The sequence below is a fragment of the Lacrimispora struthionigena genome (assembly GCF_048627165.1).
Classification (GTDB): domain Bacteria; phylum Bacillota; class Clostridia; order Lachnospirales; family Lachnospiraceae; genus Lacrimispora.
Genome location: NZ_JBMBWP010000001.1, coordinates 543,961 through 570,275, shown reverse-complemented (window position 1 = coordinate 570,275; position 26,315 = coordinate 543,961). Strand labels below are relative to the sequence as shown.

Sequence of the window (26,315 nt, the reverse complement as noted above, 5' to 3'; positions counted from 1 at the left end):
CCAGGTCTTGATGTCCTCATAATTAATTCCTGTTTTTTAACAGCTTTTCATTGTAAAATGCCACCGTAGTGCCTACATGGGTGGGAAGACCATATTCCTTTCCATCTTTGGAATAGATTCCAAGACGGGATTTTACAATATTATCGCGGTAAGGATCAATCACATCATTTAGTTCCATTAATCCGATCTTGCCAACCATGAAGGCCGGAAACTTACCAAGCTCAATGTCCACAACATCAGGTGCCCCTTCTCCAGACTCCAATGCAAGAGACAGCTTATTATGCATGTCATCGTATGGCATATTGCTTAACACCAGCTTCACCTTTTTATCAGGGTGTGCCTGATTCCATTTTTCAGCCATGTTGACGTAAAAATCCTGATGCAGTTCAATAAATGTCCATACATTTATGGTGGTAACATCGCTGCCTGCTACCTCCATTGACTTTTTTCCAGCAGAGGCTCCTTTGCTTCCTGCTTCACCCGAGCTGCCCTTAGTGCTACAGCCTGCTGCCAGAATCACTGCCATGGCTGCACATGCAAGAGCCCCCAATACTCTTTTTTTCATGAATGAATCCTCCTTTTTAATTCTTTCTTATCAACACAGATTCTGCCATCTGCATGATTCTAAAAAACTCCCCCCAGGGAGGTACTGCCGGTTTATTAAACGTTTCATATGTTTTTTGAATAATCCGGCCTTTTTTGTGTTTATCTCTGTTCACGATGCTCGATTTTCACTAAAATTCATATATATGATTGCATACTAACACATGAAAAGGGTAATGTAAAGTATTTTTGCATAATTTATCGGTAAATTTAAATCGTTTAACTATGTAATTTTATATAATTTCTTGTTTATTTCTGTCGAATTTTCTTTCCAACGCAAAAAAAGAACGTCCAGCTGTGTTAACGACAGATAAACGTTCTAATAAATACTTAAATTCTAATTGATATTCTTCACTGACTTCCGGATCAGAAGCATGCATTCCACTGCACAAACATTCTCCTCTGTATGTTCCAGCTCTCCCCCATTTAACAGTTCTATCATCCACTCGCTGGCCTTATATCCAATATCATGGAGCGGCAGACTGACCGTTGTCAGAGGAGGATGGTAGTATCCGGAAAGTTCTCTGTCATCATATCCGGCAACGGAGATTTCATTGCCTATGGTCTGTTTTAATTCCTCCACTCTGTCGTAAACCCCGCCTGCCATCAGATCATTCATTGCAAATATGGCAGTAACTCCTTTTTCTAGAAGTTCAGCAGCGCAGCGGTATCCGGACTCTCTTGTCCAGTCTCCCTCTGCCACAAGACCCGGATCGTAAAGAATTTTATTCTGGAATAAAACCTGCTGATATCCTACCAGCCTGGCCTGGGCATGAAGACTGTCCGGCTTTCCGGTTATGACCCCCACCTTTTTGTGACCCTGATCCAGTAGATAGGTTACGATAGCAGCCGCTCCACTGACATCATCTACGACGACTGAAGGGATCTTCCTGCTTTTGGAATACCCGTATGCCATAACTGCAGGGATAGGCAGGTTATCCGGAATACAATGAATTACACGCTCATGAGCAGCCACGTAGATAATTCCCTCTACCTGCTTTTCCATCAGTTTTTTAATTTCCTGCCTGACCAGCTCATAATAATCGTCTTTGTTATAATAAGTATCATTATATTTTTTAAACAGTCTTAAATTAGTTAACAGAATCTGGTATTCCTGCTTCTGACAATAATCCGTGATTCCGTCAATAATATCCGGTATGCTGAATATAGTCATATCTTCCGCAATTACACCGATGCTTCTGGTCTTCTGCATCTTTAAATTTTTTGCTACAATATTGGGCGTATAATTTAGCTGTTCTGCCATTTCCAAAACCAGCTTCCTGGTTTTATCACTGGCACCAGGTTTATTATTCAAAATATTGGAAACTGTAGCCACTGATACGCCGCAGCATTTTGCCAGCTCTTTAATTGTCGCCATTATTTCCTCCAGAGATCTTTTTATTTATTAACTCAGATTTTTAATTAATTGTCAATATAGAAATATTAAACGTTTCATAAAAACAGATATTTATTTTTTTGGTTTCATATATTTATATTTCTTGACATTTATTGTCGCTTTTGTTACCATGGCATTGTATAAACTTATGGAAAAGGAGTTTATGAACCAATGAATAAGATAATGCAGTCTATTAACGGCAGTATTTTAATATTATTTACAGCAGGCATGATTCTCATCCTGCTCTCTTTCTCTGGCTTTATTACATCATTTCTCCCTCCCGTCACCTTTGAAGATCTTCTTGATGGAAGAGAAATCAAAATCGGGAGTCATGTTGAGGGTAATGTGGTCTATGCACTGGACTATTTCGCCTCTGATACCACTTATAAAAAAAACAGTGAGGGAATCATCGTTCCAAAGAAGAACTCTGGAAATTATTATATCATTCCTTTTTATGGCGGTTATCTGGGTCTTAAAACAGACCATGACCAGAATGTATCTTTTGACATACTGACTGATGAAACTTATGCGTTTTTAAAGGGCGGTCAAAAACCAAGGATGGAAATATTTATTGACGGTGAGATCATCCCGATGAAGAAAAAACTGATTCCATATTTTCATAGATACTTAACAGATGCTGGATATAGTGAAGAAGAAATAAAGGCAATGGGATCCCCTTTCTTGATCCAGCCCAGAGCTTTTATCATAAGCCGGATTTTGTTCGCCGCAGGTACTGTATTTCTTTTCTTATCAGTCCTGATTTTCAGAAGGATCTACAGGCGGCTTCGCATTTTAGAAGAATTTTCCAAAGATATGCCGGTAACATAGGAAAAGAAAAGCAGACAGCGAAATCGGCTGAAGTTTCGCTGTCTGCAATTGGATTACGAATAATAGAATCGAATTAGATAGGAACTGCCGATCTTGGAAATATTTGCATTGCATTAACAATAGCACCTGACTACGCTCCTGACAATGGGGTGTGCACTTTTTGCCATTATCATGGCGTTTTCCGTTTTAAATCAATCTATCATTTAATGTTAAATAAGCTCTGTAATTCTTACCAAATTCTTTTCTTCTGCTATGGCTGATATACAAAATATCTCCATTGACCATTTCAACCTCATCTCCCTTTACAGTCTTAATATGCTGCATATTGATGATATCATGGCGGCTGATACGGGTGAACCAGTCTTTGGGAAGTTTTCCTTCCTCTTCATTCAGCCTTGCCTTAATCCGCATTTTTTCGTTTTTTAACACAATGCTTGTCTTTCGATAATAGGATTCCAGATACAAAATCTCCCTCATATTGAAAACATAAGGTTTTCCATTAAAAAAAGCAGTATATTTTAAAAGCTTATTGGGATTCTCCTGCTTTTCGGGATATAATAAAATCATATTATACTCCGTTCCTTCGACAATCATTTTAACCCTTTGATCAATTAAAAAGGCAATTTTCATAAACTTCCCCCTGTAAATCTATTTACGGACAAATCGCCCTTATTTAATAACGTTTGGTCAATATTATAACGCCAATGGATACTTTACGAAACCATGAATATTTACAGTAGATTTTCTCACACTAAAAAGGGATTAACAATCACAAGGAAAGGAGACTTGATATGAAATCAGATAAAAATAAAGACTCTGCCGGGAAGGCGGAACGGGTCACTGCAAAAAACAACTATGACATTGATATTCAGGCCTGTTCCACCACAGATTTAACCGGACTGATACCGGCAGAACCGGCCTCAGATGAAGAACGGGAAGCATACCAGGATCTCTACCCCTATCTTCCCAAAGCAAAGGTGAAAGATAAAAAGCAGTGATTCCCAAAAGGAAAGCCCAGCCGGATATTCAAAAAACATCCGGCCGGGTCATTCTTATTTTCCAGTATCTATAATTGCATCCACAATATCCATATAATCACTGCAGTACTTTTCATACATAGGCTTTACTGCATCCTGAAATTTCTGCTTCTCGCCCGGCGACAGCTCTATAATCTGACACCCTGCCTGGCGGACCTTTTCCTCCGATTTTTTTTCACGTTCTGACCACAGCCTTCTTTCATACTCTGCCGACTCCAATGCACACTCTTTGATTATCTCCTGGTCCGCCGTGGAAAGTTTGTCCCAGGTAGGCTGTGAGCAAAGCTGAAGTTCTGGTACGCGGTTATGTTCGTCAATGGTGTAATACTTTGCCACTTCATAATGACTGGTGGATTCATAGGAAGGCCAGTTATTTTCCGCACCGTTAATTACTCCGGTCTGCAGAGCGGAATAAACTTCAGCATAAGACATAGGTGCAGGACTTGCTCCCAGTGCTTCCACCATCCCAATCATCATCTCTGATTCCTGGACACGGATTTTAAGTCCTTTCATATCTTCCAGCTTCCTGATGGGGTGGACGGAATTATAAAAATTTCTGGCACCGGCATCATACCAGGATAAAGGCACCAGATTGGAACCTTCAAAGGAATTCATGAAATCCTTTCCAATGGCTCCGTCAAGCACCTGCCACATGTGGTCCGCATCCCGATAAAGATAGGGAAGCTGCAGTACGTTTAGCTTTGGAACAAACTCTGCCAGTGGAGACAAGGACATTCTCATAAAATCAATGCCACCAAACTGCAGCTGCTCACATACTGACTTTTCATCTCCCAATACCCCGCCTGCCTGGACATTGATTAAAATTCTTCCATTGGTTTTCTGACTGATCAGTTCTGCAAATTTATATGCTCCCTGGGTTGTTGGATAGTCTTCTGCCTGGTTTTCCGCATAAGTAAATACGTATTCAGGGGTTTCCCACATTCCTTTTCCTGGTGCTTCCACTGCTGATGTACCCTGATTTATATCTGAATCCCCATTCGTAACTGGCTGTTCCGGTCCTATGCAGCCAGAAAGAACTACTGCCATAATAACACCCAGCAATACACCTGGTAGTTCCCTTCTCATAAACCCCGTCCTTCCTTAACGCTGTCATAATAGAATTCTGTCTCTTCTTAACATCCTATTAACATATTTTATTATATCCGGCAGCTTTTCGCAAGGAATCGGTTAAAATTTTATATATTCAACAATATTCGCCCCTATTTTCTGTTGAATATGCTCATACGGTATTCTGTCGGGCTGATACCGGTAACCCTCTTAAATACCTTTGCAAAGTAATTGGAATCATTATATCCTACAGCTTCTCCAATCTCCTTTACATTGACCATGGGCTCTGTCAAAAGCCTTTTTGCAGCTTCTACTCTGCATTCCGTAAGATATGTTGTAAAATTTTTATCGAAACATTGTTTAAACAGTTTACAAAAATATGCTTCTGAATAATTCATCACCCTTGCCACATCCTGCATAGATAAGTCCCTGACATAGTTTTCCTCCATGTATTGCCGTATCGCCTCTGCAACTTTATGAAGCCTTACCTGCCCGTCCCCTGTGTTCAGTTCCGAAGAGGGTTTAAATACAGGCTCCATGATTGTCTGTACTTCCTCCCCCTTTTCTTCCAGCAGAGCCTTATCAGCCAGACGCATGGCTTCATCAAGCACTCCAACTAATTCCTCTTCCTTGCAGGGCTTTAATAAATAGTCAAGAACCCGGATTCCAATGGCCTTCTTGGCGTAAGAAAAATCATCAAAAGCGGTCAGAAAAATAATACTGCAGGAACTTTTGCGCCGCCGCATCTCCGCCGCCGCCTCAATGCCGTTGATCCCCGGCATTTCGATGTCCAGCACCGCAATCTGGATGTCATGCTCATCAAATAATTCCAGTGCCTCTCTTCCATTTGCCGCCTGCCAGATTCTACACTGGTCTCCCAGCTCCCTTGTCAGGGTTTTATAAAGCACCTTTCTTTCTATTAATTCATCATCTGCAATCAGTACCCGATACATATAAGCTCCCTCTGTCACAGTCTGACTGGTATGGTAAGCAGGACCGCCGTTCCATGTCCCTGTCTGCTGTATATCTGAAAATCCCCTCCATCGTACATACGATGAATTCTCTGGTAAATGTTTCCAGCTCCGATTCCTACTCTTGAAGTAGAATGATTTGCCAGGGCTTCTCTTAATTCTCCTAGACTCTCCTCACTCATTCCCACCCCGGTATCTGCAACGGATATCATAATTTTCTGATTTTTTTCCCAGATCCGGATCCTTATATTTCCTCCTTCTTCCTTTTTTGAAATGCCGTGGACCACTGCATTCTCAACAAGAGGCTGAAGCGTAAAGGTAGGAATCATAATCCGGCTGCTGTCCACCAGACACTGGATATCGTAATGGAGCCTGGTGCCAAACCGCATCTGCTGTAAATACATATAGTCACTCACTACCTGAAGCTCCTTTTTTAAGAGCACCTCCGATTCCGGTGTTTTTAAGTTATAACGGAATAAATTGCCCAGGCATTCAATCATACGCTCCGTTGTCCCTGCATCCTCCAGCTTTGCCATACAGGAAATCATGTTTAAAGTATTAAACAGAAAATGGGGATTAATCTGATTTTTTAACAGCTCAAGCTTGGTTGCATCCAGTCTTTTTTCGATCTCCATTTTCTCAATCTCTTCCTTGTGAAGAAGATCTGCCATTTCATTTTTCTCTTTTAATGTGGTAATATACTGACTGGTGGAGTGCTTCATCTTATTAAAGGCACGGACCAGTTCTCCAATTTCATCCTGATTATCAATTTCTACATCCTCATTGCTGAAATCATTTCCCGCAATTTTTCTGGAAATACACGCCAGACGCACCACCGGAACCACCATATCACGGTGCATCATACGGCTTACATAAAAGGTTCCGCTGATGCTAAACACTGCAAGTACCAGAATTATGACCGGAAACCGGTATAAAATGGGTACTTTCGTATGATAGGCATCGGAGCCTTCTCTAAGTGTACTCTGTACTAGGCGTTTGCCGTAGTCCGAAAGATAATCCTGCATTCGATAGATCCGGTACAGTTCATTAATATACTGGGTTATGGAAAAACCGTTTTTATCCTTCCCTAAAAGGAATAAATCTCTCCACTTACTGTAATTTTCATAACCATTCCGAATGGACCAGGTTACGGAATAGCGCTCGGCCCCCACCCGGTCATAATCAAAAGGCAGTTCTAAAACACTGCGTTCTGTCCGGGCACAGGCTGTTTCAAATAATATCCTCCTCTCGTCTGAACGGTCCTTTACATAATCTTTAAATGCCCTTGTTTCCTCCTCCATAGCTGCCTGATAGTCATGGCATCTGGAATTATCCTCAAGAATCTGATTAAAACCATTTAGCGCAAAGTCAAGTATTACAATATTAAATATAATGGAAAGTGCCACGATCAGAATAACCATGGCTGCGATTGTCTTAATCTTCTGCTTTAACGTAAAAGAAAGCCACTTCTCATGCAGCTTTTTTGATCCCCACCGTCCCACTTTCACCGAATTTCCCCTTTCACACTGTCAAAATACCTCTAAAAGTTTTCCGCTTTTATCATTATAGCAGATTTGGACGGTTTGTGCACCTGCCGTTTTCTAACAGCTGACAGCCAAAACGAAACCGCAAAGATACGTAGTTCAGACACGACGTAACTTTGCGGTTATTATGGAATTATTTCCTGTTATTTATTAGTGAAGACGGAACTTACTCATTAACTCCCGTAAATTCTCTGCCTGACCGGAAAGCTCCTCACTGGCTGCAGCACTTTCTTCTGCTGTAGCGGAGTTACTCTGTACTACAGAAGAAATCTGTTCAATTCCAACTGTTACCTGAGTTACTTTATCACTCTGCTCCTGCAGTTCGTTGGCAGACTTTTCAATGGCTGTTACCATATTTCTTGTCTCCATCAGAATGCTGTTTAAGGTCTCTCCTGTTGAAGAAGCAACTCCTGTTCCCTTTTCAACTGCTGTAATGGTATCTGCTACCAGACTTGAAGTGTCTTTTGCAGCATTGGCACTTTTACCTGCCAGATTACGTACTTCATCAGCTACCACAGCAAAGCCTTTTCCTGCTTCTCCTGCTCTTGCCGCCTCAACAGCTGCGTTCAGTGCTAGAATGTTAGTCTGGAAAGCGATATCTTCAATCAGCTTATTGACCTTTTCAATCTCCTTGGATTTCCTGGTGATCTGTTCCATGGACTGCATCATCACCTGCATCTGGGCGTTGCCGTCTTCCATGGCCTTACCAACCTGTCCGGCCTGGCTATTAATGCCTTCCACTGTCTTAGCCGTATTTAAAAGGCTGTTTGATATCTCATTAACAGAAGAAGATAATTCCTCTACGGAAGCAGCCTGTTCCACTGCACCCTGGCTTAAATTCTGTGCACCCTGAGATACCTGGGCACTGCCCTTTGCAACCTCATCTGCAGACATATTGATGGTTTGCATGGTATTTGAAAGCATATCTTCCGCCTTCATTATGGCTTCCTGGATCACAACATAATCGCCATTAAAGTTCATATCCTGGGAACGGCGGAAATCACCGGAAGCAATCTTGTCCATAGATGCCGCAATGGTATTGTTATACACTCTGACACTGGTAACATAATTGCCGATTTCCTCAGCAAGCTGTCCGATCTCATCTTTCCGTTTTACAACCGGAACATCGCTGGTTAAATCTCCATTGGATAAAAGCTTCATTCTGTCTGCAATTGCTGATATGGGACTTGCAATGGAACCTGCAAACCAGAAAGCCAGGAAACAGCCTGCAACAATTGATATAACCAGTAGAATTGCCATACTCAGCACTACAGTATAAATTGAGGTAGTAGTTTCATTAATCGGTGCCACAACTCCAAGTGACCAGCCATCACTGCCACTGATCGGGCTGTAGTAGCAGTATCTGCTTACACCCTTATACTCATATTTTCCGATACCAGTGTTGCCAGATATGATCTTCTGAAACATCTTACCAATAGAGGCGTAAGAAGAATCACTCTTTGATTTTTCAATCATGTTGCTGCGTTCCTGAACAAGATCCGCATTATTACCGCCGATTAAAGTTCCGGTACTGTCTAAAAGAAATGCATTTCCTGTTTTACCAATCTTAAAGTCCTTAATCAGATTGCTCAGCACACTTCCGTCATAGGTACCTACAAGGATTCCGAAATCATAAGGGGTAGCCACCCGGATTACCAGCACATTGTTGCTGTCGTATTCTGTGGTTGAAATTGTGGTCTGTCCGTTTAATGCTTTTGTTATGTAATCCTTACCTGCGAGGCTGTCTCCAATGTGCTCCCCGCTGGCACTGCGGGTTACCACGCCTTCCTTACTGATTACCTCCAGATCCTTATAACCATAAAGGGTACACTGGTTACTTAAGTACTCTGTAACTACTCTGGAGTTAATAGACTTTAAGCTTCCTCCCTGAGCACTGGCTTCAATACTGACCTTCATCTGGTCTAAATTCTGAACAATCAGATTATTTACCAGCTTTCCTGTTGCTTCCAGATCACTCTTTACAACATCTGTAATACCACCAAAACTTACCGTAATACTGACAATCATGTTGGTTACGGAAAGTCCAAGAATAATTGCAATAATAAACATCAGCATCTTCATCTTAAGTGACTTCACAGATAATTTTGCTTTAATTGATGCTCCCGCATTCTTTTTCTTACCCAACCCCATTCCTTTTGCCTTCTGGGTCTTTCGATTCCACTTCTTATCCCCCGGTGTTTTCATAGTCTTATGCTCCTTGTCTCATCTTTGGTAAATGTGAACCATGACATTTCATAAATGGTTTTTTTCATTATACGATATTTTGTAACTATTTGTCAACGTATCCATAAATTGACAATGGGATTTTATTGATCTTTTAATAGACAAGAGTCTATTATCTAAATAAAAAAAGATATCTTACTCCATTTTTCACAAAGAAAAGGAATCAGATATCTTTTTTTAGCCTCCATGCTCCCCGGTTATTTAAAAAAAGTTTGAATCAATACCATATAAAGAGCCGTGCCACCGCCAATACTCAAAAGAGAATTTCCCTTCCATATATGCAGCACAGCTATGACTGCGATGGAAAGTACCTCAGGAAGGCCATAAGGATGGGCCGTGAAAGAAACTCCTCTTAAGCAGTAGACCACTAATAAACCTATGGTAGCATAGGGAAGTGTATTGCCCAGGTAAATCACATATTTTGGTGTTTTCTTTCCTGCAGGGAAAAAGAGAAAAGGCAGAAACCTGGTGAGCACCGTAGCCAGAATCATAGCCAGCGTAATTAGTGCATAACTGATTAAATAATGTTTCACTTTCGTTCCTCCTTATCCTTACTTCTCCAATAACCAATGGTAATAATGGATATAATCACCACCATGGCAGGTACAATAAAAACATCCTTGCCAAAAAGCATAACGCACAAAACAGAAGAAATAACTCCGATACATGCCGGTCCATGATTCTTACGGGATTTCCATTGATCGATAAAAATCACCGTGAACAGGGCAGTCAGGGCAAAATCCATGCCAGCAGTGTCAAATCGGATCATGGTTCCTGCTATGGCGCCTGCAAGCGTTCCAAAAACCCAGTATAGCTGGTCCAATGCCGCAATGAAAAAATAAACCCAGTGTCTGGAAAGATGGTCTGGCACCTGTTCACTGCAAAGAACTGAAAAAGTTTCATCTGTCATGGAAAATATGAGATAGGGTCTGAACCTGCCGGCATCTTTTAACTGATCTACCATTGACAGCCCGTAAAATAAATGTCTGGCATTCAACATCACAGACATGAATAAAGCATACCAGGGATTTACCACTGCTGTAAAAAATGTAATTCCAAGATACTGCAGACTCCCGGCATATACGAATACACTCCATAGGAGTGCCCAGAAAATGCCAAAGCCGTTTACTCTCATTAATATTCCAAAGGCTGCGCCTAATACCAGATACCCCGCCATAACGGGCAATGTTTTGGGGAAGGCATATTTCAATGCTTCCATTTTTTTGTACCGATTCTCCATAATGTATTTCCTGTCGTTTTTGATTGCCTTTTTCCGGCATATTTTTTATTATATTAAGGTACCACTATTAATTTGTCAACAACAGGAGCCTATCATATGAACTTTGACGATATGTATGATTCATGCAGTCTGTGTCCCAGAAGCTGCAACGTTAACCGCCGGCGAAGCGCTGGATACTGCGGCTGTACTAATACTGTCATGGCAGCCCGTGCTGCCCTCCATCACTGGGAAGAACCCTGTATCAGCGGAAGCCGTGGAAGCGGAACTGTCTTTTTTTCGGGCTGCACCCTGCGCTGCTGCTTTTGTCAGAATTACTCCATCAGCCAGGAACATTTTGGAAGAGAACTGACAGTAGAACAGCTTTCTAAGATATTTTTAAAACTTCAGGATGAGGGAGCCCACAACATCAATCTGGTAACTGCCACACAGTACCTTCCGTCTGTGTTGAAAGCCCTTGATCTTGTGAAATCAAAGCTTTCTGTTCCGGTAGTCTATAACTGCGGCGGATATGAATCAGTAGAAGTGATTAAAGCACTGGATGGATATGTGGATATATGGCTTCCTGATTTAAAATATAAAAGCAGCGCACTTTCTGCGCGTTATAGCAATGCAGCCGATTATTTTGAGAAAGCTTCAAAAGCCATAAAACAGATGATCAGCCAGACCGGAACTCCACAGTTTGACCCTTCTGGTGAACTGATGGAAAAGGGTGTGATCATACGCCACATGGTTCTACCGGGAGCCAAAGATGATTCAATGGCTCTGCTTGCCTGGATAAAGGATGAATTGGAAAAAGGTATGTATTATATCAGCCTGTTGAGCCAGTACACTCCGTTCTACAAAAGTGCTCAGTATCCGGAAATCAATCGCAGAATCACTTCTTATGAATATAATAAGGTCCTTAACAAAGCCATTGAACTGGATCTGGTACAGGGATTTATGCAAGAAAAAAGCAGTGCAAAGGAAGAATATACACCGCCATTTGATTTAGAAGGAATTATAGTCGATTAAACAGATAGAAAGGGATACCGATTTTGATTTATTATCGATATCCCTTTCTATATTATCTCGTCCATTGGAATCAATACCTCTTTTCCATCTCATGTTTACTTACAAATTATGTAGGTGTTAAACATGCTCTATATAAATTTTTTACGCTCTCCGTTGCTACAACCAGCTTCTTAATGGATCCATCTTTTGTTTTACTACGAATCATGTATCGCTTCATTCAATCGATTCGTCTCCACTGGTCCTTCACATCGGTAGATTGTGGGGGGCTTTTTGTTTCATTCTTTCAAATGAAACGGATCTGCTCTTTCTGGTGGACTGTACCTCCTTTCATTAGATTTCCTCTTCTTTGTAACTTTGGTTTCCCTTTGTTATGTCATGATTATAGCCGATATTTCGTTATTTGTCAATATACTTTTATTTATTTTATAATTTAATTGTTAATTTTTATATTGTATATAATTATTTAGATTATATATATAATATTTCATATAAAAACAGAATATATTTTTGATTAGATTTATACAATATTTGCTGTTTTCTGTCGAAAAAAAGGAAAACGCAGAGTTGAATGTTAATTATCCCTCTGCGTTTTCCCTTTATTCCGTTCTTAACCGGAATCGTTCCACCAATTCGCGCAATAACTGAGCCTGTCTGGAAAGTTCCTGACTGGAAACAGCACTTTCCTCTGCTGTGGCTGAATTGTTGCGGACTGCTAAAGATATCCGGTCCAGTTCTTTTGTTATCTCTTCTACTGCTCTGGCTTCTTTCCCTGCAGCTGAAGAAATGGAGTCCACTGCTTCCACTGCCATAGCCGAATCCTCTAACACCTTCATCAAAGAGTTGGCAGTTTCATTCAAAAGACTGTTTCCATTCTCAACAGCCGATATAGAACTCTGAATCAGGTCTGTTGTATTCTTTGCAGCCTCTGAGCTCTTGGCAGCCAAGTTTCTTACTTCACCTGCGACCACTGCAAAGCCTTTGCCGAATTCTCCGGCTCTGGCAGCTTCGATGGCTGCATTCAATGCAAGAATATTGGTCTGAAAAGCAATGTCTTCAATAACTTTAATAATTTTTTCTATTTCTCCGGAAGAAACACGTATTTCATCCATGGCTTTTGACAGATTCTGCATGGACATATCACAGTTTACCACTTCGGTCCCGGTCTGCTGAACCTGCATGGAAACATCTCCAGCTTTTTCGGCCAGCTTCTTAATATTTCCAGATACATGATTTACGGATTCTGACAGCAGCTCAATGGTTTTTTCCTGGGCATCTGCTCCATCTGCCAAAACCTTGGACCCCTCTGCTACCTGACCCGAACTTGCAGCTACCTGACCGGCGGACTGATTCACTTCATACATAACCGAATTTAAGTTTAATGTGATTTTTTTTACTGCTTCTTCCAGTTTGAAGAAATCTCCGGACAGCCCCATATCCACATCCAGATCCAGATGATTGTCCGAAATCTCATGAAGAGCTAGGGAAATCCGGTCGATAATTATTTTTAAATTTGATGACATCCGCTCAAAGGACTTCGCTGTCTGACCGATCTCATCTCTTGATTCTACTCCGGAAAATCCGCTTAAATCTCCCTCTGCGATCTGTTCCGCTGCTGCAGATAATTTATGTAAGGGCTTTAACTGTTTCTTTATAACTGCAGTAATCATAAACAAAATTATGATCATGGCTGTCACAGATATGACTGTCATCAGGGTAGCCATACGTTCAGCCTCCCGGTTCATATCACCGGCATTTACCGCTGTAACAGAATACCAGATGGAACCGTTTAATTGGATTGGCTCAAAAAAATAATAGACTTGTCCCTTACGATCCCCATCAATTACGTGAAACGCTTCTCCTGATGAAACTCCTGCTTTTATCCCTTCCTTGCAGGACTGAGTGCTGACAAAATCAGATACATTGGTTCCTGCAAGTTCTTTTCCCGTACTTTCAGATATGATGGTTCCTGCTTCATTCAGAATAAAGGTAAACATACTGGGATAGGAAGTGGCTGTTTTTACCTGGCTGAACCGGTCCAGTCCCACGTCCACAGAAACCACACAAAGCATCCTGTCATTGACACTTACCGGCACTGCCATGGTAATAATCATCTCACCATTTGACTCATAAGGCTCTGTAATGACCCGTTCTCCCGTCTCCAGCACTTTCTGATAATAGTCTTTTGATGAGTAATCTTCATAATTACCACAGCTTGTAACAGTACCATCCTGGCTGGAATAGATTCCGTAGCTTCTGGCAGCCGAACTCAAACCGTACTGCTCAAACAAAATGCTGATTCCTTTAATATCCTCAGAATACATCACAGAAGACCGAATGGTTGAAATCATGTAATCTTCAATTCTCATACCATTGGTATCCAGTGTTACCTTGTCAGATATGCGGCTTTTATAAAACGGTTCTGCCGTATTCCCTGCCTTGATTCTAAGGCTTAACATCAGCTTTCTGTTCTCAGATGAGTTTTCCAGATAAAAAGTAATTCGGTTTGATACCTGATTGGCTGTATCGAAGATCTGCTGGATATCCTTCCCGTTTTCTGATGCCAGGGTTTTCAGTTCCCCAAATGCTGACTGCTGCATCGCACGCTTTGTCATTCGGGAGGTTACCCCGATTAACATACCAAATACAACCACCAGCATGATTCCAGCCATAAATGCAATTCTTGTTGAAAGATGTGTAAATCTACCTCCGTTTCCTAACCGTATTTTTTTCCCCTTTCCTAATCGTTTCCACATCATTGCGTAATCCCCCTTCCGCAGCATGTCTGTATGTCAACCAGATTATACCATATTTATACAATAATTGTAATGTTTTTTTGTTATTTTTCATAACAATTGACCAATTTCATTTGTACTTTTATTTCAATTGGATCACATTACTTTTATTATGGTTTCATAAGGAGCGAGTACAGTTTTTACTACGGAATACTCCGTTTTAACAGATGCAGTCTGGGGGATCTCACTGTTATTGACAATTACAAGTGTCCGGCAATCCGGATACCAGGCACATTCCGTCTCTGGATTATCCGTAAGGTAGTTCTGATCCAGTTTCCTGTTTCTGCTGTAAAGGATGAGATTTAACAGCATTCTTGTATTGATATTATTAAAAGAAAAGCTGCTTAAATAAATTCCGACTCCCGTCCCGAATGGATGATACGTAATGGACGGGACATTATTTTCCTCTGCCAGGACAGAGGTTTCCTGATCCGTTAAGTACAAGCCTTTTTTGCCCTTTATCCGGGCTCCCTTTGGAATCAGTCCGGGAATTGTTTCTATCTTATATTCCATGCGCCCGTGGCATACTCTGGCACCTGTATCCTGATCAATTCCCAGTACCTGTGACATGCGGAAAAAAGTCTGATATCCGTCTGCCGCAGAAGGTTCATTCACTCCCAGAAATACACCTCCATTGTGAACAAACCGGGCTGTTTCATCCACAATCTCATCCTCTTTCCAGGCATCCCCTCCACTCCAGGCAGTCCCGTACGCCCCTGCATTGATAAGAACATCCACATGATTTAATGCCCCATTTTTAATGTCTTCAAAGCTTATAAACTCAACCTGCAATGGAAGCCCCGATAAGGCTTCATTTATGTGGATGAGATCATGCATATAGGTTTCGTGAAAATGTCCCGATAAAGTCCACGACCTTAATTTCCCCCAGGCATGGACAACCGCTGTTTTTATGGGAAGTGTATACACTTCTCCTGCTTCATGCAATCCCTTAAAGGTACGGAATTCATCTGCTATTTTCTCTATACAGCTGCAAAAATCCGGATAATCGGCAGTCAGATGAAGATATCCGCCAAGACCGATCCGGTCAATCTTCTGGCGCAGGAGTGCGCGCCTGACTCTGTTCCAGTATTCGAGGGCATCCTTTGTTGGATTGCCTCCTGGCGCAAATGTAGGCGTTCCGTTTAGCCCCACAGGAAACAGATAGGGGTGAAGCCTCAGCTCGTGGGTTTTAACCGGTACGCCCGCACAAAGTCTTGCCTCATAGCCGGAAAATACACATTTAATAAGTCCGTCAAAACCAAACTCTTTAAACCTGCTGTGATAGGGCTCCAGACCGATCCAGCTGTCATCATAAAAGACGCAGGCCTGCTTTCCAAAGCTGTGAACCAGCTCTACCAGCTGCTTTCCATAATCCACCACAAAGCGGTTAATAAATTCCATGTAATCAAGCTGACGTCTTCCAGGCGGCATATGGGTTACATGAAATTTCCCCTGATTAATAAAGTCCTCGGAAACCAGTCCATAACCGTATTCCTCTTCAAATTCTTTCAGCGCTGCCGGGCTTACCGTAAAATCATAGGAGCCCCAGTCACTGAACAGATTTCGTTTTCTCTCACTGCTTCCCCACATCCAGACAAAGTTGTAAAAGAGAGAGGTAAAACGCACCACTGTTGTGGCAGGATGCTCCTCACACCATATCTTAAGCCACTTGTATAGATAGTTTCTTGTTTCCTCGTGCCTTGGGTCCAGAGGCATCAGGTGTTCTTTCTCCCAGTGATTGGTCACATGATTATACATGGAGATCTCTTCCCATATCCGATACGCCAGAAAATTCACGGTATATTGATGAAAAGGCACAATATCCCTGATTGTCACTGACTGGGTCAGAGGATCATAGCTCCAGGAATCTCTGCTTAACTCGATATTAGACGTTCGGTCATATACCTGCCAGTATTTTATGGATTCAGGGCTTTCATTGATACGAAACTGTTCCTTATAAAAATCTTTCAGCAGAGAAATCTCCAGAGTTTCACCGGTTGCTGATCTTGGCTCTGTGATTAAAAAAGTCTGCTGAAGCTGCTCGGGATAAGCGTTTGCCCATTCATTGTGATCCCGAATCAGACAGATTGTGGAGTAAATTCCATATCCTGCATTGATCAGCTCATCAGAAAGTACCGTTCCATCACTGTCACGTATCATATCTGCGCCCCAGCGTTTTGCAAGCTGCAGGGTTAATTCTTCATAGCCGGATTCTCCGGGAAGGGTAAAACTTCCTTTTTCTGTCTCACTCATAAATGTTCTCCTCTTTATTTATTAATAACCGGACATTCCCTTTTGGGGGCTCCCATACAGGAATTTTCTTTTCGCCCGATGATATCACACCTGATTTGATTAATCCCTTCCATACAAAGCCAGCCATTTTCCACGCACCGTAATCATTGGTATGCGTATAATCTGAGGGATAAAACCATTGTCCAGACTGGTGAAGACCATGTTCTTTTATAAATTCCATACTCATCTCATGGAGATCCACTACTGGTACTTCCATATTTTTTGAAAGCTCTATAACCTCTTTTCCATATTCTTTTAATCGGTCGTCGTAAATTTTTCCATTTTCCAGCCAGCTGTTTCTGGCAAGGGGTGTGATGAATACGGGAATGACTCCCTTTTTCCGGATTTCTCCCATATACCGGATCAGGTTATTCCGGTAACCCTCTGCTGCCCCCAGATGATCAAGTTTCTGGTCATTATGACCAAACTGAAACAGGCAGATGTCTCCTTCACTGATATTCTCCATCAGAATCTTATAATGCTCCTCTGTCCGGAAGCTTTCTGTAGTAAGACCGGAGTGTGCATGATTGGAAACCGCATAAGCGCCGTTTAGAAATGCTGGAAGCATCTGACCCCAGCCCCCATAACTCTCTGCAGGTTTATAAGGATAATCGGCAGTCTGATCAGTCACAGTAGAATCACCCGCCAGATAGATCGTCCTTCCCTTCCATTTTTTTATGTCCAGCTTTTTTAAACGGACTGACCGGCTGATTACCGTCACTTTTACAGCCCCATCCCGAAACCGTTCGGTTTCTCCTCTAGGTATAAAATCCGTAATGGTAACAGGAAAGGATTGACACCATTCTTCCTGGGCTTTTAAGCTGCCCCGCCAGACCAGCTGCCTCCTGCCCACAAACAAGAGTACCTCTTTTTCCTCTTCCTCCGAATAAAGGGTAATCGTCATGAGATATTTTCCCTGCTGCTTTACATCTGCCTGGAACGATAAGGGGAAAAATGCTGCTTTGGAATCAACATAGCAGCCATTCTGATCCTGTTTTACTTCAATTTCCTTCAGAACCTCCGGACCAGGAATAAATCCGGTATTAAGCTCGGGCAGTCTGCATGAATAAGAAAAGCCAAACCCTCCGCCGGATTTATAATACCGGGATGGTTCTACATGAATTCCAGTGGAATTTCTGTCCTCTGTCTCATAAAAAAAATATTGTGTCATAATAACTCCTTTTACCCGCAGATGATTGATCACCCGCTTTTTAAGAAAGGGCTGCTGCCAGATCCGCAACAGCCCCATGTTCTTATTGAGCGATAAAATCACCGGAATCAATCAGCTTCTGTTTTTCATCCAGAATTTCCTGATATCCGTTGTCTAAATATTCTTTACAATACGCTTCATACTTCGCATCCAGTTCCTCCGGTTTGCAGGTAATCATATCTACATAAAATTCCTGCCACATGGCAGTTAAGTCTGCCGCATATTCACCTGTTGATGCAACACTCTTGGTGAAAATCGGACTGATCAGTCCATACTGTTCCACTTCCTTGGCATAATCATAGGATTGTTTCACCAGGTCTTCATATCCAGCCGGAGCTAACATCCTGGTATTGGCTTTCAGATTTTTTGCCTCATCGCCGTAGTCAGTCATCTCAGTAACCAGACACCAGTAATCCTTGTTGTTATTGTTGGACAGCTTGGATTCTCCCTTGAAATCCTTAACAGGTACTGCAATTTTATCGGAATCCAAAGTATAATTGGCGCCCTCCACACCATTTTGTAAATAGAATAGATTTTCAGGCTGGGACATCCAGTTTAAAAACATCCAGACTGCTGCTCTTTGTTTTTCATCTGTTTTAGAGTTGATTCCCATTACCATTCCGTACGGAGGATATTTATAATAATAGGGATGGCTGTCTTTGGGTGACAGGGCTGTAGGATTTAAAACGGAAACTTCTGCACCCGGATCGTTTGCCTTTAAACTGCTTATCACATCTGTGTTTGAAGAAATATAGAAGGAATAGGTTCCTACATTTCCAGCAACAAAGTCGGCTTTCCATGCTGCATCATCCGCATTTAAGTAAAACTCGGGATCAAGGATACCATCATTAAATTCCTGATTCATGGTCTTTAAGTAAGCTTTTGTCGCACTCCAGGTAAGAGGGGCAACATTCAGATCCAGATAAAGATTCAATTCTTTTTTATCTGGTGAAGAGCTGATAAATGGATATTCGTAGGTATAGCTCTTATTCACGATCTGGGCTCCCAGCTTGCCAAGCCCGGCTTCCTTCCACGCTTTGGCTGCCTCCCCAAGTTCCTCTCTTGTGGCAGGTTTTTGTTTTCCAACTTTATCCAGCCAGTCCTGCCGGATAAGAGTCACCCAGTTATAATAAATAGGATTTCTCTGTGCAAAGAAGAATGTATTCTTCCCATCCAGTTTTCCGTATTGACTGATTATTTTTTCTGCATTCTTATAATAGTCGGGTGCATAGTATTTTATTTCATCAAGGTCCAGTTCCTGCATGGCTCCCTCAGAATTGTAGTTTACCGCCTGGGGCATGTCATAATGAAAAATGATATCAGGGGCATTGCCGGCAGCGATCATCTGCATGTAATCTGCAATCTCTTTCTGCCTGTTGATTGCCACGTACTGGACTGTCACGTTGTATTTATCGCCAAATTCCTTTTGAATCCAGTTGGTGTAATAATTATTTGCGGGATCCCAGCCTTCGAACCCTCTGTCATACACAGGGATCTTGATGGTTACCTTCTCTGGAAAGCCCTTGGAATAATCTGTGTAACTTTTTCCCTCCGTTTTTGATGGGGCTTCTGACGCCTGAGCCGTTTCTTCTATTTTTTTCTCTTCCACGGATTCAAACGCATCCTTTTTGGTACTGCATCCGGACATCAGCCCTGCTGTCATTGCAAAAATAGTCCCCCACGCCGCTGCCCTTTTTAAATTCATCCTTTTCCTCATGAATATCCTCCTTTTCTTTCTTACCATTATCATCAGCCTTTTACTGCACCTATCATGGTTCCCTGTACAAAATATTTTTGTATAAAGGGATAGATACAGATAATAGGCAATGTTGCAAAAATAATACAGGAAGCCTTTAAAACCTCCGGATTGGTGATCTGACCTGCCGTTAGTCCTCCCTCTGCTTTAAAGGATTCACTGGCTGCAACCACCAGATAATAAAGTTTTAACTGAAGCGGGCGTAAATCCACCCTTTGCTTGATATAAAACAATGCATCGGAATAAGCATTCCACCGTCCTACCGCGTAAAACAAAGAAATTGTCGCTATAATGGGTTTGGAAAGCGGCACCACAATATAGCTTAAAATTTTAAAATGGCTGGCACCGTCTATTAAGGCTGACTCGATCAGACTGTCTGGTATGGAGGCCTTAAAGTTATTTTTCATAATCAGAAAATTATAGGCTGCAAAAGACAAAGGTAAAATCATGCACCACCAGGTATCCAGCATGTGCAGATCGTTCATCAGTAAGTAATCCGGTATGGTCCCGGCTGTAAAATACATGGTGAACATAATTAAAAATGTCATGATTTTTCTGCCCTTTAGCTGAACCCGGCTTAGAGCGTAGGCAGCGCTTATGGTAAGAAATATCCCGATTGCAGTGAAAGTAACCGTTACGATTACGGAGACATATAAAGATCTTACAATCGATGTATCCTGTAAAACTTTTCTGTAAGCATCAAAATTGATTCCTTTTGGCACCAGAAAGATCTTATTTGCAATTACATATGCTTCTCTGCTGACAGACTTAGCAAATATATGGATGAACGGAAGCAGACACGTCATCGAAATTGCAATGAGCAGGATATGAAAAAATACATCAACCACAAAATCCTTTTTTCTGGTCCTGTTCCATGCCCAGGGCTTTTTATATTGATTCATCGTTTCCCCTCCTTATATCAGACCATCTTCACCCAGCCGTTTGGCTATGAGATCAGCTGCCACCACAAGGGCCAGACCAATTACGGACTGAAAAAGCCCCAGTGCAGTTGCTTCGCTGAATTTTCCGCTCTCAATTCCCCACCGGTACACCAAAACCGGAATGGTAGTGGTATATTGTGTCGCCTTGGCATTGGCCAGAGCAAATACCCGTTCAAAGGATCCACCCATCAGCTTACCAAGATTCATAATCAACAGTGTTACAATGGTGCTTCGTATGCAGGGAAGTGTTACGTGAATACACTGTTTTAGCCTTCCGGCACCATCCACTCTTGCTGCTTCATAAAGCTCAGAATTCACACCGGTGATTGCGGCCAGATAAATAATGGTTCCCCAGCCCATGGACTGCCAAACACCAATGAGCACATAACTGATCAGCCACCAGGTATTCTCCTGTAGAAACGGAACCGGACTGTGACCGGCATTCTTTATGAGAACATTTACCACACCGCTGCTGACTGAGAACATGGAATAACCGATTCCTCCAATAATGACCCAGGACAAAAAATGAGGTAAATACAAAAGTGTCTGCATCATACTTTTAAAGTATCTGTTTTTGATTTCATTGAGGATAAGCGCCAAAATAATCGGCATAGGGAAACCAAATACCAGATCCAGGATATTCAACAACAAAGTGTTGGTTAATGCCTGACCAAAATCCCGTTTTCCAAAAACCTTATGAAAGATGGAAAATCCCACCCAGGAACTTCCGGCATACCCCTTTGCCACCTTGTAATCCTTAAATGCTATGGACAGACCGCTGTATGGCAGGAATTTAAAAACCAGTATGAAAAGCATTGGAAGAACCATAAGTACATATAGCTGCCAGTCCCGCTGTAAATAGCGAAGATACCGATTCTTTTTTTTCTGCTTATTGAAATCATAGCCCGCCTGTATTTCAGATTTCACCATAAAATCCCCCCATCTCCGTAATTTTCTATAACTATATTATAAAAAATGCACAATTTCGTTTCCAATCAAATCAATCTATAAACTATGCATTTTCAATCATTTATAATTATGGGGCAAAAAGAGTTATGGCCTTATTTCACCATTTTGGGGGAATTCTTTCATACTTTATTGGGTTAAGGTCTGATTTGTTATTATATCGGGTAATTATTTGAAGATTATTGATTGAAATAAGAATTAGATATCATGTATAATTATAGGAGTAAAAGAAGGAGGTATCTGGGATAAATGTCTAAAAAGAAAAAGACTGTTATTGAATTCAGGGATTATGATCTACCGGCTCATTTTCCTGTACTTCTTCTGACTGGGGATCATTGGCGCATCTCCGATGTTCCCTCGCGACGGCTTCATATACATAATTGCCTGGAAATCGGGCTGTGCGAGACGGACAGTGGAACCATTAAATTTGAAGATACCATTTATTCCTTTTACGCTGGAGATGTCACTGCCATATCTTGTGACATTCCGCACACCACATTCAGCGCACCCGGAACCAACAGCAAATGGTCTTATTTGTTTGTTGATATGGGCGAACTGCTCCACCCATTTTTTTCTGGTGCAGATCTTCATAATGTTGAACTCTTCTCATTTCTGGATCATCATTTAAATCTGATTATGGGAAAAATAAATTATCCGGTTATTTATTCCATTGTCACTGAAATAATAGAAGAGATGAAAAAACAGGAACGGGGTTATGAGATTGCAGTCCGCGGGCTGTTTCTGGCACTGGCTACCAATCTTATGAGAGCTGCAACCTTAAACCATAAGAAAAAAGACCAGACGCCTGAAAATGCGCTGGTCATTGCTCCGGCTCTGGACTTTATCCGGTATCATTATATGGAAGACTTTCCCATGGAGCAGCTTGCTGACTTATGCAGCCTAAGCCCCGCTCATTTTAGAAGGCTGTTTTCTTCGATTATGGGAAATCGGCCCTTAGAATATTTAAATACCACCCGTATCAGAAAAGCTTCGGATTTACTCCGCATGACTGAGGAATCCGTTTTAAACATTTCTGAGCGGGTGGGGTTTCACTCCATCTCAAGCTTTAACCGGCATTTTCTTGCCATCATGGGAGAGACTCCCAGAGACTGGCGAAAACAAATGTCTATTTTGAAGGACCAGTCTCTGTTTAAATACAATGGCTGGATGTATGCGGAGGTTTTAAAGAATAAATAATTATTTTATATCTATGACTTCCTTTGCCATGGCGGTCAGAGAATTTAATTCCACATTATCAGATGAAAACAGAAGATAATCAATTCCATTCTCTGACCAGGTTACTGATTTAAACAATAATCGTTCTTCCTGATCAGATCCATAGCTGATCGCCAGTTTTCCTTCATCCTGAAGTTTTTTATCTTTCTCAGAAGGCTCCTGCCCCTCTGGAAGAAACAAGTACTGTACTTGTGAGGAATTCAGTTCAACACCCTGATAGACCTCTTTCTGTCCTGGTTCATTTTCTTCGGAGATTTCATCCATGTGCACATGGGCGGTCAGGGTTACCTGCGGATTCTCACCATATTCCGCATATGCTTCTGAATAGGTCATCATCTGATTGTTATTTTCATCCACTCCCTTTACCTTTGAAAGATTGCCATTTGCAAATGCCATACCATTCTTAAAACTATCAGGAAGCTTTGGAGATGCTTTCATTTGAGTTTTAGATAATTCACGTAATTCCACTATGGATTGAGTATTTTTATCATTTTCACTGATAAGGCCTGTGATTTTACCTGCCGCAACTGCCGTAACCGTTCCCAACACGGTAATTACCAATATTGCTGTCAATGCCACTGCAAATTTATTTTTTCGAAATTTCATAAAATTACTCCTTTTATTTAATTTTTTATGGATTTCCAATAGCCGCCGTTCTTCGTCCATATCCGGAGTTATGGAATCCAGTTCTGTATTGATAAAACGTTTTAACTGTTCTTCTGAGGTTCTAGCCATGACAAATCCCCCTTTCCTGTTCTCCTTCCAGGTTGTCTTCCGCTTCCAGAATTCCCTTTAAGAGCTTTCTTGCTTTGAACAGGCGTGATTTCACCGTGCCTTCCATGGTTCCTGTAACCCTGGCAATTTCTTTAGTACTTAGCTCATTGTAATAATATAACAGAATCACTGTACGGTATTTGACATCAAGTTTTCTAAGGGCTTCACGGATCTGCCCAGCTGTTTCAGCTTCTAAAACCACTACCAGGGGACCTTTCCCCCTTTCATCCTCTTCAATCCAATCCCCTCTTATATGATCTTCCTCCTGATCCAGTATCCCTTCAAATGAGAGCTCCGACCTGCTTTTCTTCCTTTTTTCCACCCGCCAGGCAGTTCTCACCAGAATCTGATAGAGCCAGGATTCAAATCGCTCCGGTTCTCGTAATTTGTCTCTGTGAAGAAAGCATTTTACAAAGGTCTCCTGCAGGATGTCCTCACTGTCAGACCGGTTTCCAGTGATAAAATACGCCATACGGTACAGCTTTTTGGAAGAGGAACGGTATAACTCGTCAAATGCAGCTTCGCTTCCGCCAAGCATGAGTTCCACCAAAGCCTTCTTTTCTTCGTTCATAACCTGTTTCCTTTCCTTTTTTAGATGCATCTATATACTTAGAGTCCTAATGACCCGGATTGGTTCATTTTTTTATTTATAAATTATACTTCGGCTTGTAACTGCCAGTCAAAAGAAATATAATAGGGCGTAATAGTGTCAATAATGAAAAATCGGAGGATAGACGAATGCCCCGTATATTTTTAGTGGAAGACGATAAGGCAATCGCTAAAAACCTTATGCTTTTGCTGAGTTCGGAAGGATTTACAGTCACCCATGCTTCTACCCAGGGAGAGGCTCTTGCCGCACTTGTCCAGAATAAATTTGATCTGGCGCTCATTGATATTTCACTGCCTGATGGAAATGGATTTATTGTATGTACACAGATCAGGGAAACCCTTCATATACCTGTAATATTTCTGACAGCCTGCCAGGATGAAGCCAGTGTGGTTACCGGGCTCAATATCGGTGCAGATGACTATATCACAAAACCGTTTCGCCCCCGTGAATTAATCGCACGGATCAGAACTGCCCTGCGTAAAAACGGGCGTACCGGATCTGCGTTTGAGATTGGAGGACTCCATGTGGATACGGCCAGTGGTATTGTAAGAAAAAACGGTATGGAAATCTTTCTGTCTGCTTTGGAATACCGTCTGCTCCTGGTGTTTTTAAACAATCCAAAAAATATTATTACAAGGGGTATGCTGTTAGACGAATTGTGGGACGCTGCGGGCGAATATGTCAATGACAATACACTGACTGTATACATCAAACGATTGCGGCTGAAGATCGGGGACGATCCGGCTAACCCACAGATTATTACGACTGTCCGGGGGACAGGGTATCGATTGGGGGACGGCAATGCTTCGGAATAAGGAGTTTCGGCAGTTTGCCATATTGTTCTCGGTCATGGCGGGCATCACAGTGATTCTGGGATTTGCAATCAGTACTGCAGCAGGAGTTCTTGCAGTCTCTTCTTCTGCTGCCTTTGGTACTGTATTTTTTGCCTTTACAAAAGCCAGATACAAAAATATTGCCCGCATTTCCAATGAAATCGACCTGATACTTCATAATGCTGATCATCTCTATATTGGAGAATTGGACGAGGGGGAGCTTTCCATACTGCGCAGTGAGATAGGTAAAATGACGCTGCGCATCCGGGAGCAGAATGAGGCTTTAAAAACAGAAAAGAAACATCTTGCAGATTCACTGGCGGATATTGCCCACCAGCTGAAAACCCCTCTAACATCTATCAATCTCATTCTGTCATTGCTTGAAAATAACCCGGATGAAGATCAGAGAAAGCGGCTGCTTCGTGAAATGGAAGATTTGCTTGTACGGATGGACTGGCTCATTACCACCCTGTTAAAATTATCCCGTTTAGATGCAGGAATCATAGTATTTCTGCATGATCCTGTAGATGTAAACTCTTTAATCCATGCTGCCGTACACCCTTTTCTCATTCAAATGGAACTGCATCAGATTGATTTGCAAATCAATGTAACAGGCGGGTTCATCATCTATGGGGATTTTAACTGGCTTTTGCAGGCGCTGCAAAACATTTTAAAAAATTGTTTAGAAAGTACTGGCGAAACAGGGAAACTTGAGATTAACGGTACAGATACTCCGCTCTTTACTGAGATTGTAATCCATGACAGCGGGAATGGTTTTAAAGAAGAGGATTTACCCTGTATTTTTGACCGGTTTTACCAGGGGAAAAAACAGAACGCCGGCGGATACGGGATCGGTCTTTCTCTCTGCCAGATGATTATAACCGGACACGAAGGAACCATAACCGCTAAAAACCATCCCCAGGGAGGCGCTGTTTTCACTATTCGTTTACCAAAGTGACGAAT

At 41.8% G+C, this 26,315-nt stretch carries 23 protein-coding genes; 6 read left to right on the top strand and 17 right to left on the bottom strand.

Annotated elements, in window-relative coordinates; genetic code table 11:
* Positions 1-22: 22 nt before the first annotated feature.
* Together ACOAOT_RS02660 and ACOAOT_RS02655 are read right to left on the bottom strand one after the other, a co-directional pair.
* On the bottom strand, positions 23-565 hold the full coding sequence (locus ACOAOT_RS02660) for an ABC transporter substrate-binding protein (RefSeq protein ID WP_420215545.1): 543 nt from the start codon (positions 563-565) through the stop codon (positions 23-25).
* A gap of 375 nt (positions 566-940) precedes the next feature.
* On the bottom strand, positions 941-1,981 hold the full coding sequence (locus ACOAOT_RS02655; RefSeq protein ID WP_420215544.1) for a LacI family DNA-binding transcriptional regulator: 1,041 nt from the start codon (positions 1,979-1,981) through the stop codon (positions 941-943).
* 189 nt (positions 1,982-2,170) lie between these two features.
* On the opposite strand from ACOAOT_RS02655, the gene ACOAOT_RS02650 reads away from it, so the two are divergent.
* Positions 2,171-2,827, top strand: coding sequence for a DUF6709 family protein (locus ACOAOT_RS02650; protein WP_420215543.1), 657 nt, complete (start codon positions 2,171-2,173; stop codon positions 2,825-2,827).
* A gap of 186 nt (positions 2,828-3,013) precedes the next feature.
* Here ACOAOT_RS02650 and ACOAOT_RS02645 read toward each other — a convergent pair whose 3' ends face one another.
* On the bottom strand, positions 3,014-3,457 hold the full coding sequence (locus tag ACOAOT_RS02645) for a LytTR family transcriptional regulator DNA-binding domain-containing protein (protein WP_420215542.1): 444 nt from the start codon (positions 3,455-3,457) through the stop codon (positions 3,014-3,016).
* Between the two features lie 161 nt (positions 3,458-3,618).
* Here ACOAOT_RS02645 and ACOAOT_RS02640 point away from each other — a divergent pair, with 161 nt between their 5' ends.
* Positions 3,619-3,825 carry a hypothetical protein gene (locus ACOAOT_RS02640; protein WP_420215541.1) on the top strand — a complete coding sequence of 69 codons (207 nt, stop codon included), beginning with the start codon at positions 3,619-3,621 and terminating at the stop codon, positions 3,823-3,825.
* 54 nt (positions 3,826-3,879) lie between these two features.
* Here ACOAOT_RS02640 and ACOAOT_RS02635 read toward each other — a convergent pair whose 3' ends face one another.
* The 6 genes from ACOAOT_RS02635 to ACOAOT_RS02610 all read right to left on the bottom strand — a co-directional run bounded on the left by ACOAOT_RS02635 (position 3,880) and on the right by ACOAOT_RS02610 (position 10,931).
* A complete protein-coding gene (locus tag ACOAOT_RS02635) occupies positions 3,880-4,806 on the bottom strand; it encodes a TRAP transporter substrate-binding protein (RefSeq protein WP_420216641.1) in 927 nt (308 codons plus the stop codon).
* A 278-nt stretch (positions 4,807-5,084) separates the two neighbouring features.
* Positions 5,085-5,885 carry a response regulator transcription factor gene (locus ACOAOT_RS02630; RefSeq protein WP_420215540.1) on the bottom strand — a complete coding sequence of 267 codons (801 nt, stop codon included), beginning with the start codon at positions 5,883-5,885 and terminating at the stop codon, positions 5,085-5,087.
* A 14-nt stretch (positions 5,886-5,899) separates the two neighbouring features.
* On the bottom strand, positions 5,900-7,411 hold the full coding sequence (locus ACOAOT_RS02625; RefSeq protein WP_420215539.1) for a sensor histidine kinase: 1,512 nt from the start codon (positions 7,409-7,411) through the stop codon (positions 5,900-5,902).
* 186 nt (positions 7,412-7,597) lie between these two features.
* Complete coding sequence (locus tag ACOAOT_RS02620; protein ID WP_420215538.1) at positions 7,598-9,652, bottom strand: methyl-accepting chemotaxis protein; 2,055 nt, start codon at positions 9,650-9,652, stop codon at positions 7,598-7,600.
* Between the two features lie 236 nt (positions 9,653-9,888).
* The gene (locus ACOAOT_RS02615; protein ID WP_420215537.1) at positions 9,889-10,224 is read right to left on the bottom strand and encodes a branched-chain amino acid transporter permease; all 336 of its coding nucleotides are present in this window, start codon (positions 10,222-10,224) and stop codon (positions 9,889-9,891) included.
* Positions 10,221-10,931 carry an AzlC family ABC transporter permease gene (locus ACOAOT_RS02610; RefSeq protein WP_420215536.1) on the bottom strand — a complete coding sequence of 237 codons (711 nt, stop codon included), beginning with the start codon at positions 10,929-10,931 and terminating at the stop codon, positions 10,221-10,223. Before ACOAOT_RS02610 ends, ACOAOT_RS02615 begins: the two co-directional genes overlap by 4 nt.
* A 96-nt stretch (positions 10,932-11,027) precedes the next feature.
* Between ACOAOT_RS02610 and ACOAOT_RS02605 the strand changes: the two genes are divergently transcribed.
* Entirely contained in the window at positions 11,028-11,942 is a 915-nt protein-coding gene (locus tag ACOAOT_RS02605; RefSeq protein WP_420215535.1) for a radical SAM protein, read from the top strand.
* 596 nt (positions 11,943-12,538) lie between these two features.
* Here the strand turns inward: ACOAOT_RS02605 and ACOAOT_RS02600 are convergent.
* The 6 genes from ACOAOT_RS02600 to ACOAOT_RS02575 all read right to left on the bottom strand — a co-directional run bounded on the left by ACOAOT_RS02600 (position 12,539) and on the right by ACOAOT_RS02575 (position 21,863).
* Positions 12,539-14,698, bottom strand: coding sequence for a methyl-accepting chemotaxis protein (locus ACOAOT_RS02600; protein WP_420215534.1), 2,160 nt, complete (start codon positions 14,696-14,698; stop codon positions 12,539-12,541).
* A 132-nt stretch (positions 14,699-14,830) separates the two neighbouring features.
* On the bottom strand, positions 14,831-16,987 hold the full coding sequence (gene gnpA, locus ACOAOT_RS02595; protein ID WP_420215533.1) for a 1,3-beta-galactosyl-N-acetylhexosamine phosphorylase: 2,157 nt from the start codon (positions 16,985-16,987) through the stop codon (positions 14,831-14,833).
* Positions 16,980-18,197 carry a rhamnogalacturonan acetylesterase gene (locus ACOAOT_RS02590; protein WP_420215532.1) on the bottom strand — a complete coding sequence of 406 codons (1,218 nt, stop codon included), beginning with the start codon at positions 18,195-18,197 and terminating at the stop codon, positions 16,980-16,982. Before ACOAOT_RS02590 ends, gnpA begins: the two co-directional genes overlap by 8 nt.
* Positions 18,198-18,279: 82 nt before the next feature.
* Positions 18,280-19,953: an extracellular solute-binding protein gene (locus ACOAOT_RS02585; RefSeq protein WP_420215531.1), complete on the bottom strand. Its 1,674-nt coding sequence runs from the start codon at positions 19,951-19,953 to the stop codon at positions 18,280-18,282.
* Between the two features lie 32 nt (positions 19,954-19,985).
* Complete coding sequence (locus ACOAOT_RS02580; protein ID WP_420215530.1) at positions 19,986-20,894, bottom strand: carbohydrate ABC transporter permease; 909 nt, start codon at positions 20,892-20,894, stop codon at positions 19,986-19,988.
* A gap of 12 nt (positions 20,895-20,906) precedes the next feature.
* Positions 20,907-21,863, bottom strand: coding sequence for an ABC transporter permease (locus tag ACOAOT_RS02575; protein ID WP_420215529.1), 957 nt, complete (start codon positions 21,861-21,863; stop codon positions 20,907-20,909).
* A gap of 285 nt (positions 21,864-22,148) precedes the next feature.
* Here ACOAOT_RS02575 and ACOAOT_RS02570 point away from each other — a divergent pair, with 285 nt between their 5' ends.
* Positions 22,149-23,096 carry a helix-turn-helix domain-containing protein gene (locus ACOAOT_RS02570; protein ID WP_420215528.1) on the top strand — a complete coding sequence of 316 codons (948 nt, stop codon included), beginning with the start codon at positions 22,149-22,151 and terminating at the stop codon, positions 23,094-23,096.
* Here the strand turns inward: ACOAOT_RS02570 and ACOAOT_RS02565 are convergent, their stop codons facing one another.
* Both ACOAOT_RS02565 and ACOAOT_RS02560 read right to left on the bottom strand, forming a co-directional pair.
* The gene (locus ACOAOT_RS02565; protein WP_420215527.1) at positions 23,097-23,870 is read right to left on the bottom strand and encodes a hypothetical protein; all 774 of its coding nucleotides are present in this window, start codon (positions 23,868-23,870) and stop codon (positions 23,097-23,099) included.
* Positions 23,863-24,480, bottom strand: coding sequence for an RNA polymerase sigma factor (locus ACOAOT_RS02560; RefSeq protein ID WP_420215526.1), 618 nt, complete (start codon positions 24,478-24,480; stop codon positions 23,863-23,865). The genes ACOAOT_RS02565 and ACOAOT_RS02560 overlap by 8 nt, the downstream gene beginning before the upstream one ends.
* 167 nt (positions 24,481-24,647) lie before the next feature.
* On the opposite strand from ACOAOT_RS02560, the gene ACOAOT_RS02555 reads away from it, so the two are divergent.
* Together ACOAOT_RS02555 and ACOAOT_RS02550 are read left to right on the top strand one after the other, a co-directional pair.
* Positions 24,648-25,334: a response regulator gene (locus ACOAOT_RS02555; protein ID WP_420215525.1), complete on the top strand. Its 687-nt coding sequence runs from the start codon at positions 24,648-24,650 to the stop codon at positions 25,332-25,334.
* Complete coding sequence (locus tag ACOAOT_RS02550; protein ID WP_420215524.1) at positions 25,321-26,310, top strand: sensor histidine kinase; 990 nt, start codon at positions 25,321-25,323, stop codon at positions 26,308-26,310. The genes ACOAOT_RS02555 and ACOAOT_RS02550 overlap by 14 nt, the downstream gene beginning before the upstream one ends.
* Positions 26,311-26,315 lie beyond the last annotated feature (5 nt).

Excerpts from the sequence above, each read along its gene's own strand:
- ACOAOT_RS02660 (WP_420215545.1), bottom strand. The coding sequence starts at position 565 with ATGAAAAAAAGAGTATTGGGGGCTCTTGCATGTGCAGCCATGGCAGTG.
- ACOAOT_RS02655 (WP_420215544.1), bottom strand. The coding sequence starts at position 1,981 with ATGGCGACAATTAAAGAGCTGGCAAAATGCTGCGGCGTATCAGTGGCT.
- ACOAOT_RS02650 (WP_420215543.1), top strand. The coding sequence starts at position 2,171 with ATGAATAAGATAATGCAGTCTATTAACGGCAGTATTTTAATATTATTT.
- ACOAOT_RS02645 (WP_420215542.1), bottom strand. The coding sequence starts at position 3,457 with ATGAAAATTGCCTTTTTAATTGATCAAAGGGTTAAAATGATTGTCGAA.
- ACOAOT_RS02640 (WP_420215541.1), top strand. The coding sequence starts at position 3,619 with ATGAAATCAGATAAAAATAAAGACTCTGCCGGGAAGGCGGAACGGGTC.
- ACOAOT_RS02635 (WP_420216641.1), bottom strand. The coding sequence starts at position 4,806 with ATGTGGGAAACCCCTGAATACGTATTTACTTATGCGGAAAACCAGGCA.
- ACOAOT_RS02630 (WP_420215540.1), bottom strand. The coding sequence starts at position 5,885 with ATGTATCGGGTACTGATTGCAGATGATGAATTAATAGAAAGAAAGGTG.
- ACOAOT_RS02620 (WP_420215538.1), bottom strand. The coding sequence starts at position 9,652 with ATGAAAACACCGGGGGATAAGAAGTGGAATCGAAAGACCCAGAAGGCA.
- ACOAOT_RS02610 (WP_420215536.1), bottom strand. The coding sequence starts at position 10,931 with ATGGAGAATCGGTACAAAAAAATGGAAGCATTGAAATATGCCTTCCCC.
- ACOAOT_RS02605 (WP_420215535.1), top strand. The coding sequence starts at position 11,028 with ATGAACTTTGACGATATGTATGATTCATGCAGTCTGTGTCCCAGAAGC.
- ACOAOT_RS02600 (WP_420215534.1), bottom strand. The coding sequence starts at position 14,698 with ATGATGTGGAAACGATTAGGAAAGGGGAAAAAAATACGGTTAGGAAAC.
- gnpA (WP_420215533.1), bottom strand. The coding sequence starts at position 16,987 with ATGAGTGAGACAGAAAAAGGAAGTTTTACCCTTCCCGGAGAATCCGGC.
- ACOAOT_RS02590 (WP_420215532.1), bottom strand. The coding sequence starts at position 18,197 with ATGACACAATATTTTTTTTATGAGACAGAGGACAGAAATTCCACTGGA.
- ACOAOT_RS02585 (WP_420215531.1), bottom strand. The coding sequence starts at position 19,953 with ATGAGGAAAAGGATGAATTTAAAAAGGGCAGCGGCGTGGGGGACTATT.
- ACOAOT_RS02580 (WP_420215530.1), bottom strand. The coding sequence starts at position 20,894 with ATGAATCAATATAAAAAGCCCTGGGCATGGAACAGGACCAGAAAAAAG.
- ACOAOT_RS02575 (WP_420215529.1), bottom strand. The coding sequence starts at position 21,863 with ATGGTGAAATCTGAAATACAGGCGGGCTATGATTTCAATAAGCAGAAA.
- ACOAOT_RS02570 (WP_420215528.1), top strand. The coding sequence starts at position 22,149 with ATGTCTAAAAAGAAAAAGACTGTTATTGAATTCAGGGATTATGATCTA.
- ACOAOT_RS02565 (WP_420215527.1), bottom strand. The coding sequence starts at position 23,870 with ATGGCTAGAACCTCAGAAGAACAGTTAAAACGTTTTATCAATACAGAA.
- ACOAOT_RS02560 (WP_420215526.1), bottom strand. The coding sequence starts at position 24,480 with ATGAACGAAGAAAAGAAGGCTTTGGTGGAACTCATGCTTGGCGGAAGC.
- ACOAOT_RS02555 (WP_420215525.1), top strand. The coding sequence starts at position 24,648 with ATGCCCCGTATATTTTTAGTGGAAGACGATAAGGCAATCGCTAAAAAC.
- ACOAOT_RS02550 (WP_420215524.1), top strand. The coding sequence starts at position 25,321 with ATGCTTCGGAATAAGGAGTTTCGGCAGTTTGCCATATTGTTCTCGGTC.